Genomic DNA, 15308 nt, shown 5'->3' with positions numbered 1-15308 from the left:
CGTACTGGACGTACTTGGTGCCCCGCCAAGGCGGCGAGGTGCGGTGCCGGGCGGCGCGGGTCTGGGGGCACCTCCCAGCGGTAGCTGGGGGAGCAAGATCCGGAAGAGACGGCCTAGTGGTGCCGGGCGGCGGCGCCGAGGCAGACCCCGGCGAGGCTGCTCTGCAGCAGGGTGTGGACGAACAGCAGCTCCGCCCCGCCGGGACCGGCCGCGCCGATCCGGTGCGGGGTCAGGGAGTCGAAGTGCGCGCTGTCGCCCGGCTCCAGCAGGTGCTCGGCCTCCCCCAGGTGCAGCCGCAGCCGCCCGCCGAGCACGTACAGCCACTCCTCCCCGGGATGGACGCGGACCAGCTCACCCTGGCCGCGCCCCTGCGGGACGTGCACGCGCAGGGCCTGCATGCCCCGCCCTGAGCCGCCGGCCTGCCAGTACGTCCAGCCGTCGGCCTCGCGGGCGCCGGGGCCGCCGGCCCGTACGATGGGATCGGCGACGGCCGGGGTCTCGCCGAGCAGCTCGGAGACGGTCGTGCCGTAGGTGCGGGCGAGCCCCAGCAGCAGCGGCAGCGAGGGCTGGCGCCGGCCGGTCTCCAGCCGCGACAGGTGCGCGGGCGAGAGGCGGGCCCGGGCGGCGGCGGCCTCCAGGGTGAGTCCGGCGCGCCGGCGCAGCTCGCGCAGCTGCGGGGCGACGGCGGGCAGCTCTTCGGCCACGGCCGCCTCGACCGCTTCGGCGGCCTCCGCGGCCTCGGTGTCCGGGGGTTCCTCGGGACGGGGGGTCATGCCCCGATTGAGCCAGAGTCTTGCCCCGCTGGCAATCTCCCTTGCCTCTGAGGCAAAAGGTCATCCGCGGTGCTGTTCCAGCACCGTGTCCACCGTGTCGGCCTCGTCCGGCCCCTTGTCGGGGCGGTGCCGCAGGACCCGGGCGAAGCGCAGGGCGACCCCGGCCGGGTAGCGCGGGGAGCGCTGGAGGCCGTCGTAGGCGATCTCGACGACCAGCTCCGGCCGGACCCGCACGGTGTGGCCGTCGTCCTCGACCGCCAGCTCGCGCAGCCGCTCCGTCTGCCAGCGCAGCATCTCGTCGGTGAGGCCCTTGAAGGTCTTGCCGAGCATGGCGAAGCCCCCGTCGGCGGCACGGGCGCCCAGGTGCAGGTTGGACAGCAGGCCGGTGCGGCGGCCGTGGCCCCACTCGGCGGCGAGGACGACCAGGTCCAGGGTGTGCACGGGTTTGACCTTCAGCCACTGTTTGCCGCGCCGCCCCGCCGCGTACGGAGAGTCGAGGGCCTTGGCCATGACCCCCTCGTGCCCCCTCCGCAGGGACTCGGCCCAGAACCCCCGCGCCTGCTCCGCCTGCCCGTCCGGGTCCTCCACCGCCAGCCGGCGGACCCGGGCGGACTCGGGGACCAGGCCGGACAGGGCCGCGTACCGGTCACGGACCGGCAGGTCCAGCAGGACCCGGTCGCCGAGGGCGAGCACGTCGAAGAAGAACGCGCTGACGGGCAGAGTCCGCCGGGCGGCGTCCACGTCCACCCGGGAGCCGACGCGGCTCGCGATCTCCTGGAACGGGACCGGCCGCCCGGCGGCGTCGTGCCCGATGACCTCCCCGTCGAGGATGAACCGCTCCGCCGTCAGGCCCAGGGCCAGCCCGACGACCTCGGGCAGCCGGCCGGTGATCTCGTCGAGGGAGCGGGTGTACACGTGGACGTCCGGGCCCTCACGGTGGACCTGGACCCGGATCCCGTCGAGCTTCTCCTCCACCGCGCACGGCCCCAGCGCCCGCAGCGCGTCCTCCAGCGAGCGGGCGGTCCCGGCCAGCATGGGCTGGACGGGCTGCCCGACGCGCAGGGCCACGCCGCTCAGCGCCGCGGCCCCCTCGGCCAGCACCGCCGCCGCCACCCGGGGCAGCGAGCCGTCCAGCATGACCGCCCGGCGCAGCGCGGCGGCCGGGACCCCGGCGGCGGCGGCCACCCCCTCCAGGGCCACCGCGTCCAGCGCGCCCTGGCGCACCTCCCCGGAGAGCAGGCTGCGCAGGAACCTCTGCTCGGGCTCGGTGGCGGCGCCCAGGAGGCCGGCCACGATCCGGCGCCGCTCGGCCTGCGCCCCCGGGCCGGAGACGGCGGCCAGCTCGGCCACCGCCGCGTCGACGTCCCGCACGGTCAGGGTGGGCGTCGGGGCGGGACCGGCGTCCTGGCCGAGGGTGCGCCAGCCGACACCCGGGCGGCCCTGCGGAAGACGGCCGGAGAGGTAGGCGATGACCAGCCCGGCCTCGTCGGCGGGCGCGGCGGCGAAGAGCTCCGCGAGCAGGGCGGTCTTCCGCGACCGTGCGGAACTCCCGGCCACCTCCCGCGACACGCGCGCCACCTCGGCCAGCAACATGCGCCCCATCCTGCCGCCACCCGCCCCACCCCGCAGCCCGAACCCCGGCACGGGGAACCCGGCCGTGGCCACCCGGCCGCAGGGTGCGCCGGGCCGGGTCCCGGGGCGTCGTCACGGGGCTCCGTTTCGGGGTCGGATACCGCGGGTGCGGTACGCGGGGGCGTGCGGGTGGTCCTGAAGGAGGGGCGGGGCTCCCCCTGAGGGAGCTCGGGGCGGGCGATCCCGGGCCGTAGGGTTCCTCCATGAAGCTCCGACTGCCCCGGCGGCCCCGGGACCGCCTGCTCGCCGGCGCCGCCGCACTCGCGGTCCTCGCGGGTGCCGGAACCTGGACGGCCGCGGCCGCCTCCGGTGACGGACCGGCCGTGCACCGCCAGGACCAGGTCCTGCGGATGCCCGGCACGGACGGAAACGGTTCCGCCGACATCGACACCTCCTTCTTCACGGCCGGGGACGCCACGGACCGCCGTCCGGCCGTCCTCCTCGGCCACGGCTTCGGCGGCAGCAAGGACGACGTCCGCGCCCAGGCCGAGCGCCTGGCCCGCGACGGGTACGCCGTCATGACCTGGTCGGCCCGCGGATTCGGCCGCTCGGGCGGCCGGATCGGGCTGAACGACCCCGAGCACGAGGTCAAGGACGTCTCCGCGCTCATCGACTGGCTGGCCCGCCGCCCCGAGGTGCGCCTCGACGCCGACGGCGACCCGCGCGTGGGCGTGGCCGGCGCCTCCTACGGCGGGGCCGTGGCGCTGCTGGCCGCCGGGTACGACCGGCGGGTGGACGCGATCGCCCCGCAGATCACGTACTGGAACCTCGCCGACGCCCTCTTCCCCCAGGGCGTGTTCAAGAAGCTCTGGGCCGGGATCTTCTTCACCGGCGGGGCGGGGGACGGCCTCCAGCAGGGCGGCCGCCCGGCCGGCGCCGCGGGACCCCAGGAGGCCCCGGCGCCCCCGGCCCCGGGCTGCGGCCGGTTCGAGGCGCAGCTGTGCGCCATGTACGAGCGCGTCGCGGTGGCCGGCAAACCCGACGCCGAGGCGCGCGAGCTGCTGGAGCGGCGCAGCCCCTCGGCCGTGGGCGACCGCATCAAGGTGCCGGCGCTGATCGTGCAGGGGCAGGACGACTCCCTGTTCCCGCTGGACCAGGCCGACGCCATGGCGAAGGCCATCGCCGCGAACGGCGCCCCCGTCGCCGTGGACTGGGCGGCCGGCGGGCACGACGGCGGCATGCGCGAGTCCGGGCGGATCGAGACCCGGGTGACGGCCTGGTTCGACCGCTACCTCAAGGAGGACGGCGAGGCCGGCACCGGTCCGGCCTTCCGGGTCTCGCGCACCGGCGGCATCGACTCCACCGACGGGCGCGTCATGGTGCGCGGTGCGAGCGCCGACCGCTACCCCGGGCTGGTGTCCGATCCGCGTGCGTATCCCCTGGCCGGGCGGGAGCAGACCTTCGCGAACCCGGCCGGCGGCGCGCCACCCGCCCTGTCGGCGCTGCCCGGGATCGGCGGGCAGCTCGCGTCCCTCGGGGCCGGGTTCTCGCTGGACTTCCCCGGGCAGAACGCCCGCTTCGAGTCGGAGCCGCTGGCCGCCGAGGTCCGGGTCACCGGGACGCCGACCGTCACCCTGAACGTGAGGTCGACGGCCGCCGACGGCTCGGCCGTGCTGTTCGGCAAGCTGTACGACGTGGGGCCCGACGGGCGCCAGCAGGTGCTGCCGAGCCAGCTCGTGGCCCCCGTGCGGGTGACGGACGCCGGGCAGGGCCGGAGCGTGCCGCTGCGGCTCCCGGCCGTCGACCACGCCTTCCAGGCCGGGCACCGGCTGCGGCTGGTGGTCGCGGCCACCGACCTGGGCTACGCCTCTCCGGCCGAGCCGGCCTCGTACACCGTCTCGGTGCGCGAACCGCTGCGGGTGCCGGTCGCGGACGGGGTGCGGACCGCCACCGCCGGGCTGCCCGGCTGGATCTGGTGGCTGCCGCTGGGCGCGCTGGCGCTGGCCGCCGCGCTGCTCGGGGTCCGCCGCCCGGGCGCGCGCCCGGCGGCCGCGCCCGATCCGGCGCTGGCCGGGGTACCGCTCGACATCACCGGGCTGACGAAGCGCTATGCGAAGGCCCGGGACCGGTACGCCGTGCGGGACCTGTCCTTCCGGGTGGAACGGGGCCAGGTGCTGGGCCTGCTGGGGCCCAACGGGGCCGGCAAGACGACGACCCTGCGGATGCTGATGGGGCTGATCGCGCCGGACGCCGGGGAGGTCCGGGTGTTCGGGCAAGCGATCCGGCCCGGGGCCCCGGTGCTGTCGCGGGTCGGGGCCTTCGTGGAGGGCGCCGGCTTCCTGCCGCACCTGAGCGGACGGGCCAACCTGGAGCTGTACTGGCAGGCCACCGGCCGTCCCGTCGAGGACGCGCACCTGGCCGAGGCCCTGGAGATCGCCGGGCTCGGCGACGCCCTGGAGCGCGCGGTGCGCACGTACTCGCAGGGCATGCGCCAGCGCCTGGCCATCGCGCAGGCCATGCTGGGGCTGCCGGACCTGCTGATCCTCGACGAGCCGACGAACGGTCTGGACCCGCCGCAGATCAGGGAGATGCGAGACGTGATGATCCGCTACGCCGCCGGCGGGCGGACGGTGATCGTCTCCAGCCACCTGCTGTCGGAGGTGGAGCAGTCCTGCACCCACCTGGTGGTCATGGACCGCGGGCGGCTGGTGCAGGCCGGTCCGGTCGCCGAGATCACCGGCGGCGGGGACACCCTGCTGGTGGCGCTGGCGGAGCCGGTGGACGAGGCGGCCGTGGGGAAGGTCGCGGCGCTGGAGGGCGTCGCCTCCGTGGTCCCCGCCGACGAGGGGCTCCTCGTACGGCTCGACGGCGCGACGCCCGCCGCGCTGATCGCCGAACTCGTGCGGCTGGAGCTGCCGGTGAGGGCGGTGGGGCCGCACCGCCGGCTGGAGGACGCCTTCCTGACCCTGATCGGAGGTGCGGCATGAGCGCCGTACGGGCCTCGGCGACCGCCGGGGAGACCGCGCCCGGCTACCGGCCGGGACGGACGCTGCCGCTGCGCGTGGAGGCGCTGCGGCAGTGGCGCCGGCGGCGGACGCTGGTGATGGGCGGGGTGCTGGCCGCCCTGCCGTTCGTCATGATCATCGCCTTCGCGGTGGGCGGGGCGGACAACGGGCGGGGCGGCAACGACGGCCGGGTCAGCTTCATCGACACCGCCACGGCCTCCGGCGCGAACTTCGCCGCGACCTGCCTTTTCGTGTCGGCCGGCTTCCTGCTGGTGGTGCCGGTGGCGCTGTTCTGCGGGGACACCGTCGCCTCGGAGGCGAGCTGGTCCTCGCTCCGCTACCTGCTGGCCTCGCCGGTGCCCCGGGCCCGGCTGCTGTGGAGCAAGCTGGTGGTGGCGCTGGGGTTCAGCCTCGCCGCCATCGTGCTGCTGCCGGTGGTGGCGCTGGCCGCGGGCACCGCCGCGTACGGGTGGGGACCGCTGAAGCTGCCCGCGGGCGGGGCGCTGCCCGCCGCGGACACCGCGGCGAGGCTGGCGCTGGCGGTGGCCTTCGTGTTCGTGTCGCAGCTGGTCACGGCCGGGCTGGCGTTCTGGCTGTCGACGCGGACGGACGCGCCGCTGGGCGCGGTCGGCGGGGCGGTCGGGCTGACGATCGTGGGGAACGTGCTGGACGCGGTCACCGCGCTCGGGTCGTGGCGGGAGTTCCTGCCCGCGCACTGGCAGTTCGCCTGGGTGGACGCCCTGCAGCCGCAGCTGGAGTGGGGCGGGATGGCCAAGGGGGCGGTGGTGTCGGCGTCGTACGCGGTGGTGCTGTTCGCCCTCGCGTTCCGGGGCTTCTCCCGCAAGGACATCGTGTCCTGAGGCTGCGTCGCGCACCCGGGCCGAGGGCCCTCCCGGCCGTCGCGGGGAGGGCCCTCGGCGCGTGCGGTGCGTCCGGTGCGCCTCAGGGGCCTCAGGGGCCTCAGGGCAGGACGCGTACGGGGGCGCCGTCGAGGAAGGCCAGGACGTCCTCGACCGCCTGGCCGTAGTACGTGGCGTAGTTGGCCCGGGTGACATATCCGAGGTGCGGGGTGGCGAGGAGGTTCGGGGCGGTGCGCAGCGGGTGGCCGGCGGGCAGCGGCTCGGTGTCGAAGACGTCGAGTCCGGCTCCCGCGATGCGGCCCGCGCGCAGGGCGTCGAGCAGCGCCTCCTGGTCCACGATCGCGGACCGGGAGGTGTTGACCAGGTAGGCGCCCGGCCGCATCAGCGCCAGCTCGGCGGCGCCGATGAGGCCCCGGGTGCGTTCGCCGAGGGCGAGGTGGACGGAGACGAAGTCGCTGTCCGCGAGCAGCGCCTCCTTGGACGGGGCGAGTGCGACGCCCTCCGCTTCGGCCCGTTCCTCGGTCAGGTTCCGGCTCCAGGCCGTCACCTCCATGCCGAAGGCGAGCCCGATGCGGGCCACCCGGCTGCCCGTCTTGCCGAGGCCCAGCAGGCCCAGGCGGCGGCCGTGCAGGTCGGCGCCGACCGTCTGCTGCCAGGGTCCGCCCTCGCGCAGGGCGGTGTTCTCCGTGACGATGCCGCGCGCGAGGCCGAGCAGCAGGGCCCAGGTGAGCTCGACGGGCGGGGTGGAGGAGCTGGCGGTGCCGCACACCGTCACCCCGGCGCGCCCGGCGGCGGCGTAGTCGATGACGGAGTTGCGCATGCCGCTGGCCACGAGCAGCTTGAGGCGGGGCAGCCGCTCCAGCAGGCTCGCGGGGAACGGGACGCGCTCGCGCAGCGTGACGAGGATGTCGTAGCCGGCCAGGCGGGCGGCGAGTGCGTCCTCGTCGGCGAGGTGGTCGGGGTAGGAGACCACCTCGACGCCCCGCGCGGTGACCGGCGACCAGTCCGCGAGCGCCGTGGCAGCGCCCTGGAAGTCGTCGAGCACCGCGCAGCGCAGCGGGGTGGTGCTCATACGGCGTGGGCCTGCGCGACCGCGTCGATCTCGGCCAGCAGTTCCGGCTCCAGCGGCCGGGCGCCGGCGGCCGCGTTGGCGCGCACCTGCTCGGCGGAGGTGGCGCCGGCGATGACGGAGGCGCAGCCGGGCTGGGCGGAGAGCCAGCCGATGGCGAGCTCCAGCACGGTGCGGTCGTGCTTCTCGGCGATCGCGGCCAGGGCCTCGACGGTGTCGAGGCGCTCGTCGGTGAGGTAGGAGTCGCGGCCTTCGAGGCGGGAGCCGGACGGGACGGGCGCACCCCGGCGGATCTTGCCCGTGAGCAGGCCGTTGGCGAGGGGGAAGTACGGGAGGACGCCGAGGCCGTAGTGGCGGGCGGCGGGGACGAGTTCGCGTTCGGCCGACCGCTCCAGCAGCGACCATTCGTTCTGTGCCGACACGAAGGGCACCGCGCCGGTCTCGCGGGCGGTGTGGGCGGCTTCGGCCAGCTGCCAGCCGCTGAGGTTGGAGTGACCGATATAGCGGACCTTGCCCTCGGCGACGAGCTCGCTGAGCGCGGCGAGGGTTTCGGCGATCGGGGTGGCGGGGTCGGGGCTGTGGAGCTGGAGGAGGTCGATGTGGTCGGTCTCCAGCCGGCGCAGGGACTCCTCGACGGCGCGCCGGATGTAGGCGCGGCCGCCGCGGGAGCCGGCGGCGGGGCCGTAGCCCATGTCGACGCCGTCGTAGCCGAACTTGGTGGCGAGGACGACCTGGTCGCGGCGGCCCTTGAGGACCTGGCCGAGGTGGCGCTCGGAGCCGCCCTGGCCGCCGTAGATGTCGGCGGTGTCCAGGAGGGTGATCCCGGAGTCGAGGGCGGCGTCGACGACGGCCCGGGTGGCCTGGAGGTCGAGGCGGCCCCCGAAGTTGTTGCACCCGAGGCCCACGGCGGAGACGAGCAGGCCTGAACTTCCCAGGGGGAGATAGCGCATGACGGACCGTCCTCCACACTCAGCGGTTGCATGATCGGCGAGCGGTCAGTCTAGGCATACCGTCCGGTCGGGGAACACGGCATCGCGGCCCTCGGTGCGTGAACACCGTGTATCGAAACAAAGGGCGCCGCCGGCCCGGTGCCGGCGACGCCCTCCACACGGGTCCCTCCGAGCGTGTCCCGGATCAGCCGTTGGCGGCGGCCAGCAGCACGTCCACGAGCCGTTCGGCGGCGTCCGGCCGCCCGTACGCCCGGGCCCGCTCGGCCATCTGGGCCCGGCGGCCGGCATCGGTGAGCAGCGGGCCGACCGCCTCGGCGAGGCCGTGCGCGGTGACCTCGCCGAGCAGGGCGACGGCCGCACCGGCGTCGGCCAGGTACTGGGCGTTGTGCGCCTGCTCGTTGCCGGCCGAGGTGGCCAGCGGGACGAACACCGCGGGCTTGCCCAGCGCGGTCAGCTCGGCCAGGGTCCCCGCGCCGGAGCGGGAGATCACGATGTCGGCGAGCGCCAGCACGTCGGGCAGCTCCGGTCCGACGAAGCCGGTCACGTGGTAGCGGCCCGCCAGGACGGGGTCCAGTCCGGCCGCGGCGAAGCGGAGCTCGTCGACGTTGGCGGGGCCGCACTGGTGGATCACGTTCGCGTGGCTCAGCAGCCACGGGAGCACCTCGCGCACCACGCCGTTGATCTGCTGGGCGCCCTGCGCGCCGCCGGTGACGTAGACGGTCGGCAGGCGGCGGTCGAAGCCGACGAGGTTCAGCGCGTGCACGGCCTTGTCGGGGTGCCCGGAGAGCACCTCGGGGCGGACCGGGTTGCCGGTGACGACGGCGCGCTCGCGCACCTCGGCCGGGAGCAGCGGGAGCGAGGACTCCGAGGACACGGCGATGCGCGTCGCGGACCCGGCCAGCTTGCGGTTGGCGAGGCCGAGGCGCACGGTCTGCTCGTGCAGCACCAGCGGCCGCTTGCACAGGCGGGCCGCCAGCCCGGCGGGGACGGCGACGTAGCCGCCGGTGGCCAGGACGACGTCGGGCTCGAACTCGGACACGATCGTGCGCGCCTGGGCCACGCCGAGCGGGACGCGCGCCATGTCCTTCATGTTGGCGGCGGACAGCATCTTCAGCGGGTTCGCCGAGCGGCGGATCTTGCCCGTGGCGACGGTCTTGAACGCGATCCCCTCGGCCGGCGCGACCCGCGCCTCCAGGCCGTCGGCGGTCCCGATCCACAACACGTCGAGCGTGCCGCCGGCGGCCGCGAGTCGGCCCTGGAGGGTACGGATCGCGGTCAGGGCGGGGTAGGTGTGACCACCGGTCCCCCCACCCGTGACGAGCAGCCGAAAGGAACGCGGAAGCGCGGAAGAAAGGTTCACCCGGCCCACCCTACTGTCCCTACGGGAACACCTCCCTCCGGGGCCGCCCGCCCCCGGACCGGGGGCTGCGCCCGGGCCGGCCGGGCGCAGCGCCGCGTCAGGCCTGCCGCCGGGCCTCGGCCAGGAGCCCGGCCGGCAGGCCGGGGCCGGCGCACGCGCGGTCGATCAGCAGCCGCCGGTACCCGGCGTCCGGCACGGCCGCCGCCAGGGCCATGAGTTCGCACAGGTCGTCGGCGCGGCCCGTGAGGCGGGTGCGGTACGCGGCCGCGGCCGCGCGCAGCGTGACCTCGGCCGGCTCGTGGTCCAGCCCCCGCTCCACGAGCCGGACGGCGGTGGCGAAGTCGCCCTGATCGGCGCGTACGTCGGCCAGGTCGAGGTACAGCGACCAGTTGCCGGGGCCGAGGAGCAGGGCGCGCTCGAACGCCTCCGCCGTGCGGTCGGGGTCGCCCAGCCGGCGCCAGGTGCCCGCCCGTACGACCTCCGTCAGCATGACCGGCTCGACGGAGTCCGCCCGGTCGCAGAGGGCGAGCGAGGCGTCCGTCAGACCGCACGCCCGCAGGAAGATCGCCATCCTGGCCATGGCCTCCGGAAGCGGCTCGCGCGCGCACACCGTCTCGATGGCTCCGAACCAGGGACCGAGCGCCTCCCTGGTGGCCTCGCCGTCCAGGGCGTGGCCGTGGTCCATCGTCCGCATGACGGCTTCGGCGAGCGCCTCCGCCCCCACCGCCCCGAGGAACCGGGCGTCGCCGAACCAGGGGGCCCTGGCCCACGCGATGGCGGGTCGCGCGCCGGTGACGGAGCCCAGCGCCGTCACCGCCCCGTCCATGCCCCCCTCCAGGAAGGCCACGTAGGCGTGCGCCAGTACCGTCCGCAGGGAGTCGGCGCCCTGGAGGAGCCCGGCCAGGTCGGCGCGCCGCTCCTCCCACAGTTCGGCGAGCGCCGCGTACGGCTCGGGGTCCTGGGGCGCGGAGGCGATCGCGCCGCCCAGGTGGTGCAGGGCCGCTGCCGGGCTGCCCCCGCAGTGCCCCAGCACGCGGGCGAGCGCCACCCCGGCGGCTGCCGTCCGGTTCGAGGTCATCGCAGGATCGTAAGGGGTCGCCGGAGCGGGCCCGGCAGGCCTCCCGCCGTCGGGGACCTGCCGGGATGCCCGGCGTGTCCGGTCGCGCACGCGGCTGCGGGGCCAGGGCCGCCGCCTGCGAGGGGTTCCCTCCCGGCTGCCCGGACGCGCTCGTCGACCTGGTCACCGCGTACGCGGGGGCGGCCGGTCCGCACCGCCCCGGGATCGGCGCCCGGACCGGCGAGGCGACCCGTGGGTGCGCGGGCCGGGGCATCGCCGTCACCGCGACGGCGCCCGGCGGGGCCATGCCGGCCGAGCTGCGCGGACACGTGCCGGCGACGGTGCGGACCGCCCGGGCGGCGTGCGGGGAGCTGCGCCCCGGCCGGCGGTACGACCTGGTGTACGAGGCGCCGCACCGGACGCGGCCGGAGCGCCGGTGGCCGTACGTGGCCGCCCTGCCACGGCCGAGCGGGGGTCTCAGCCTGCTTCGGCGGGCCGGTCCACCCGGACGGCGCGGACGTGGAGGCGGCCGTCCGCGGGACCCGCCGAGGCCCCGTCCCCGGACGGCGGGCCCTCGGGGTACGACCCGCGGTGGCCGGGAACGGCGGTGCGGCCGTCCGCGTGGTTCACCAACGTCCGGGAGTCGGCCGTCGAACGCCGTCTGCCGATGAGCGCCCGCGCGTGCCCGGGCCACCTCCCGGCCGTCCGTCGGCGCGACCCGGCATCACGGCGCCCCGGCTCGGCCGTGCCCAGCCCCCATGGACCATGATCAACGCATGAAGCCCCCTCATCTCCCGACGACCGAGTCCGCCGTCCGCGCGATACGCGAGATCGCGGAGGAGTACCGGCGGACGGTGACGGTCACCGACGACATCGGCACCGACCGGACCTCACGCCGCACCGCCGCCGACCCCTTCACCTCCCTCGACCCCGACGGCTCGCTGCCGCACGAGGCGTTCGTGGAACTGGACGGCACGCCCGAGGTCGGCGTCCGCCTCCATCCGGAGGGCGACGCGAAGATCACGGTGGACCACGTCGAGTTCCACGACGTCCCGCGCGACGCGGTCCCCGCCTTCCTCCGCTCGGTCTACGGAGGCCTCGCCCACACCAAGGGCCGCTTCTTCCCTCCCGGCCTGTGGCTGGTCGTCCCACTGCCCGGGGACACGGCCTACAAGGAGCTCGTCACCTCCCCCCACCCCACTCCCTGGCTCCTGCGCAACTCCCGCGCCACGTAAGGCCGGACCCACCGGGCGCCGGAACGGGCCACCGGCGTGGCCCGGGCCCGCGCCCCGCGCCCCGCGCCCGGTTGCCTTCCGGTGAGCGGGAGTTGACCCGTCGGTGCACGTCGCGCCCCCGTGACAGAATCGGCGGGTGCAGATCGGGATGCTGGGTCCACTGGAGGTGCGCACGGAGGACGGCCGTCCGGTCGACGTGCCGGGTGCGCGGTTGCGCGGGCTGCTGGTCGCCCTCGCGCTCAGGCCGGGACGCGTGGTCCCCAGGACGGTGCTGGTCGACTGGATCTGGGGGGAGCACCCGCCCGCCGACGCGGCCAACGCCCTCCAGCGCCTGGTGTCCCGGCTGCGCAAGCTGCTGCCCGGCGGGGTGATCGAGGGGCTGACGGACGGCTACCGGCTGGCGGTGGAGCCCGACGCCGTCGACGCCGTGCGCTTCGAGCGGCTCGTCGCCGCCGGCCAGGCGCGTACCGAGGACGTCTCCGGGCGGGTACGGCTGCTGCGCGAGGCCCTCGGGCTGTGGCGCGGCGCGGCCCTCCAGGACGTCGGCCTGCCGGACAGCGCCGCGCTGGACGCGGCGGTCGTACGGTTCGAGGGGCTGCGCCTGACCGCGGCCGAGAGCCGGGCCGAGGCGGACGTCGCCCTCGGGCGGGGTGCGGAGGTGGTCACGGAGCTGGCCGACCTGGTGGCCGCGCACCCGGTGCGGGAGCGGCTCGTCGCCGCGCTGATGCGGGCCCTCGTCGCGGCCGGCCGCGACAGCGAGGCGCTCCAGGTGTTCCAGCGGGCGCGGGAGGCCCTGGCCGACACCCTGGGCGCCGACCCGTCGCCCGAGCTGTCCGCCGTGCACACGGCGCTGCTGCGCGGCGAACTGGGACGGCGCGAGGAGGTCCGCAGGACCAACCTGCGCGCCGAACTCACCAGCTTCGTCGGCCGGGACGCGGATGTCGCCGCCGTCCGGGGCCTGTTGGCGGAACACCGGCTCACCACCGTGATCGGACCGGGCGGCGCGGGGAAGACCCGGCTGGCCGCCGAGACCGCGCGCACCCTGCTCGACGACCTGCCGGACGGGGCCTGGCTGGTGGAGCTGGCCGCCATCGGCGCGGACGGCGGCGACGTGGCGCAGTCGGCCCTCGACGGGCTGGGCCTGCGGGACGCCCTGCTCGGCGGGGCTCCGAACGCCGAGCTGACGGACCGGCTCATCGCGGCGGTCCGGGAGCGCGAGGCGCTGCTCATCCTCGACAACTGCGAGCACGTCATCGAGTCGGCCGCGGTCTTCGCCCACCGGGTGCTCGGCGAGTGCCGGCGGCTGCGGATCCTGGCGACGAGCCGGGAACCGCTCGGCATCACCGGTGAGGCCCTGTGGCCGGTCGAGCCGCTGGCCCTGCCGCGCGGCGACGCGGGCCCCACCGAGCTCGCGTCCTCGCCGGCCGTCCGGCTGCTGCGCGACCGGGCCGGGGCGGTGCGGCGGGACCTCGCGGCCGGGGAGGGCACCGACGCGCGGACGCTGGCGGTGATGGGGCGCGTGTGCCGGGCGCTGGACGGGATGCCGCTGGCGATCGAACTGGCCGCGGCCCGGCTGCGGACGATGACCGTCGACCAGCTCGCCCACCGGCTCGACGACCGGTTCCGGCTGCTGACCAGCGGCAGCCGCACCGCCCTGCCCCGGCACAAGACGCTGCGCGCGGTGGTCGACTGGAGCTGGGAGCTGCTCAGCGGGGCCGAGCGGACGGTGTTGCGCCGGCTCTCGGTGTTCTCCGGCGGGGCGAGCCTGGAGGCCGCCGAACGGGTCTGCGCGGACGGCGCCGGCGGCCCGGACGGCGCCGGTGGTTCGGACGGTTCGGAGGGTGGCGTCGAGGAGGGCGAGGTACTCGAACTGCTGACCGCCCTGACCGAGAAGTCGCTGCTGCGCGCGGAGGGCGGCGGCGCCCCGCGCTACCGGATGCTGGGCACCATCAAGGAGTACGCCGCGCACCGGCTCGTCGAGGCCGGGGAGGCGGAGCGGGCGCGCCGGGCGCACCTGGCCCATTTCACCGGGCTCGCCGAGACCGCCGAGCCCCATCTGCGCCGTGCCGAGCAGCTGGAGTGGCTGGCGGTGCTCGGCGCCGAGCACGACAACATCGGCTCCGCGATGCGTGGGGCGCTCGCGGCGGGCGAGGCGGAGCCCGCGATGCGGCTCGCGGCGGCCGCCGGCTGGTACTGGTGGCTCAGCGGGCACCGGACCGAGGGGATGGAGCTGATCACCGCGGCCGTCGGAACACCGGGTGAGGTGGCCGACGACGTACGGGCCGCCGCGTACGCGCTGGTCGTGCTGTTCGCGAGCGCCGGGCGGGGCGACGAGCACCAGGCCGCGGAGTGGATCCACGAGGCGTACCGGTTCAGCCTGCGCAGCCGGCGCCGCAACCCGCTGCTGGGGCTGGTCACCGCGCTGGAGCGCATGCTGGAGGCGCCGGACGCCTTCCTGCCGGCGTTCGAACCGCTGCTCGACAGCGAGGACCCCTGGGTGCGGGCGCTGGGCCGGCTGCACCTGGGCAAGATGCGGATCATGCTGGGCCACCAGGGGCGCGAGGCGGACGCATACCTGGAGACGGCGCTCGCCGAGTTCCGGGCGCTCGGCGAACGGTTCGGGATCTCGTTCGCGCAGACGGAGCTGGCGGAGCGGATCGCCGTGCGCGGCGGGTTCGCCGGGGCGTGCGAGCACCTGGAGCAGGCGATCGCGGTCGTCACCGAGGTCGGGGCGGTCGAGGACGTCATCCGGATGCGGTCCCGGCAGGCGCAGCTGTACTGGCTGCGGGGCGACGGGGACGCCTGCGCCGCCGCCCTCGCCGAGGCGCAGCGGTACGCGGAGCGGGTCACCTGGCCGGACGCCCTGGCCGAACTGGCCCTCGCTCGGGCGGAACTCGCCCGGTGGGGCGGCGAGGCGGAGGAAGCGCGGCGGCACCTGGGCGTCGCGACGTCCCTGCTGGGCGGCGAGGCGCTGCAGGGCAACGTCCTCGCGGTGACGCACGATCTGCTCGGCTACCTGGCAGCCGACCTCGGCGAGGCGCGCGCCCACCACGCGGCGGCCTGTGCGGCGGCGGCCGGGGCGGGGCACGCCCCGCTGATCGCCCAGGTGCTGGTGGGGGTCGCGGACCTGGCGCTGCGGCAGGGCGATAACGCGCAGGCGGCGCGGCTGCTCGCGGCGAGCACCGGCGTACGGGGGCTACGGGACCGCTCGCACCCGGACGCGGCCCGTATCGAGCGCACCGCGCGCCGCGCCCTCGGCGACGCCGGGTTCGGCGAAGCGTCCCGGCAGGGCGCGGCGGCCCCCTGGCCCGAGCTGACCCACACCACCCTCACCCCCTGACCCCTGCCCCTGCCCCTGCCCCTGCCCCTGCCCCTGCCCCTGCCCCTGCCGGCAGCCTGGTGCCGTCTCCGAGCCCGCCGTCCACGC

Annotated in this window: 10 protein-coding genes; 4 read left to right on the top strand and 6 right to left on the bottom strand. The window is 76.4% G+C overall.

The window, feature by feature from the left end:
• Positions 1-113: 113 nt before the first annotated feature.
• Entirely contained in the window at positions 114-773 is a 660-nt protein-coding gene (locus ACZ5NJ_RS25090) for a helix-turn-helix domain-containing protein (RefSeq protein WP_468767438.1), read from the bottom strand.
• 60 nt (positions 774-833) lie between these two features.
• On the bottom strand, positions 834-2366 hold the full coding sequence (locus ACZ5NJ_RS25085) for an ATP-dependent DNA ligase (protein WP_468767437.1): 1533 nt from the start codon (positions 2364-2366) through the stop codon (positions 834-836).
• Positions 2367-2608: 242 nt separating this feature from the next.
• Between ACZ5NJ_RS25085 and ACZ5NJ_RS25080 the strand changes: the two genes are divergently transcribed.
• Together ACZ5NJ_RS25080 and ACZ5NJ_RS25075 are read left to right on the top strand one after the other, a co-directional pair.
• Positions 2609-5332: an alpha/beta fold hydrolase gene (locus ACZ5NJ_RS25080; protein WP_468767436.1), complete on the top strand. Its 2724-nt coding sequence runs from the start codon at positions 2609-2611 to the stop codon at positions 5330-5332.
• Complete coding sequence (locus tag ACZ5NJ_RS25075) at positions 5329-6210, top strand: ABC transporter permease (protein ID WP_468767435.1); 882 nt, start codon at positions 5329-5331, stop codon at positions 6208-6210. The genes ACZ5NJ_RS25080 and ACZ5NJ_RS25075 overlap by 4 nt, the downstream gene beginning before the upstream one ends.
• 100 nt (positions 6211-6310) lie before the next feature.
• Here the strand turns inward: ACZ5NJ_RS25075 and ACZ5NJ_RS25070 are convergent, their stop codons facing one another.
• From ACZ5NJ_RS25070 to ACZ5NJ_RS25055, 4 genes are all read right to left on the bottom strand, one after another.
• Positions 6311-7282 (bottom strand): D-2-hydroxyacid dehydrogenase family protein, encoded by a 972-nt coding sequence (locus tag ACZ5NJ_RS25070; RefSeq protein ID WP_468767434.1) that lies wholly within the window; start codon positions 7280-7282, stop codon positions 6311-6313.
• Positions 7279-8229 (bottom strand): aldo/keto reductase, encoded by a 951-nt coding sequence (locus tag ACZ5NJ_RS25065; RefSeq protein WP_468767433.1) that lies wholly within the window; start codon positions 8227-8229, stop codon positions 7279-7281. The genes ACZ5NJ_RS25070 and ACZ5NJ_RS25065 overlap by 4 nt, the downstream gene beginning before the upstream one ends.
• Positions 8230-8413: 184 nt before the next feature.
• Entirely contained in the window at positions 8414-9589 is a 1176-nt protein-coding gene (locus tag ACZ5NJ_RS25060) for a UDP-N-acetylglucosamine--N-acetylmuramyl-(pentapeptide) pyrophosphoryl-undecaprenol N-acetylglucosamine transferase (RefSeq protein ID WP_389611886.1), read from the bottom strand.
• Positions 9590-9686: 97 nt separating this feature from the next.
• Positions 9687-10667, bottom strand: coding sequence for a tetratricopeptide repeat protein (locus tag ACZ5NJ_RS25055; protein WP_468767432.1), 981 nt, complete (start codon positions 10665-10667; stop codon positions 9687-9689).
• Between the two features lie 755 nt (positions 10668-11422).
• Between ACZ5NJ_RS25055 and ACZ5NJ_RS25050 the strand changes: the two genes are divergently transcribed.
• Together ACZ5NJ_RS25050 and ACZ5NJ_RS25045 are read left to right on the top strand one after the other, a co-directional pair.
• Positions 11423-11881: a hypothetical protein gene (locus ACZ5NJ_RS25050; RefSeq protein ID WP_468767431.1), complete on the top strand. Its 459-nt coding sequence runs from the start codon at positions 11423-11425 to the stop codon at positions 11879-11881.
• A 136-nt stretch (positions 11882-12017) separates the two neighbouring features.
• Positions 12018-15221, top strand: coding sequence for an AfsR/SARP family transcriptional regulator (locus ACZ5NJ_RS25045; protein WP_468767430.1), 3204 nt, complete (start codon positions 12018-12020; stop codon positions 15219-15221).
• Positions 15222-15308: the final 87 nt, after the last annotated feature.

This window comes from Streptomyces sp. NPDC032091 (genome assembly GCF_055580265.1).
This window is presented reverse-complemented; position numbering and strand designations above follow the sequence as displayed.

What these genes read in the sequence shown, in the direction of transcription:
- ACZ5NJ_RS25090 (WP_468767438.1), bottom strand. Translation starts at nt 773, where the DNA reads ATGACCCCCCGTCCCGAGGAACCCCCGGACACCGAGGCCGCGGAGGCC.
- ACZ5NJ_RS25085 (WP_468767437.1), bottom strand. Translation starts at nt 2,366, where the DNA reads ATGTTGCTGGCCGAGGTGGCGCGCGTGTCGCGGGAGGTGGCCGGGAGT.
- ACZ5NJ_RS25080 (WP_468767436.1), top strand. Translation starts at nt 2,609, where the DNA reads ATGAAGCTCCGACTGCCCCGGCGGCCCCGGGACCGCCTGCTCGCCGGC.
- ACZ5NJ_RS25075 (WP_468767435.1), top strand. Translation starts at nt 5,329, where the DNA reads ATGAGCGCCGTACGGGCCTCGGCGACCGCCGGGGAGACCGCGCCCGGC.
- ACZ5NJ_RS25070 (WP_468767434.1), bottom strand. Translation starts at nt 7,282, where the DNA reads ATGAGCACCACCCCGCTGCGCTGCGCGGTGCTCGACGACTTCCAGGGC.
- ACZ5NJ_RS25065 (WP_468767433.1), bottom strand. Translation starts at nt 8,229, where the DNA reads ATGCGCTATCTCCCCCTGGGAAGTTCAGGCCTGCTCGTCTCCGCCGTG.
- ACZ5NJ_RS25055 (WP_468767432.1), bottom strand. Translation starts at nt 10,667, where the DNA reads ATGACCTCGAACCGGACGGCAGCCGCCGGGGTGGCGCTCGCCCGCGTG.
- ACZ5NJ_RS25050 (WP_468767431.1), top strand. Translation starts at nt 11,423, where the DNA reads ATGAAGCCCCCTCATCTCCCGACGACCGAGTCCGCCGTCCGCGCGATA.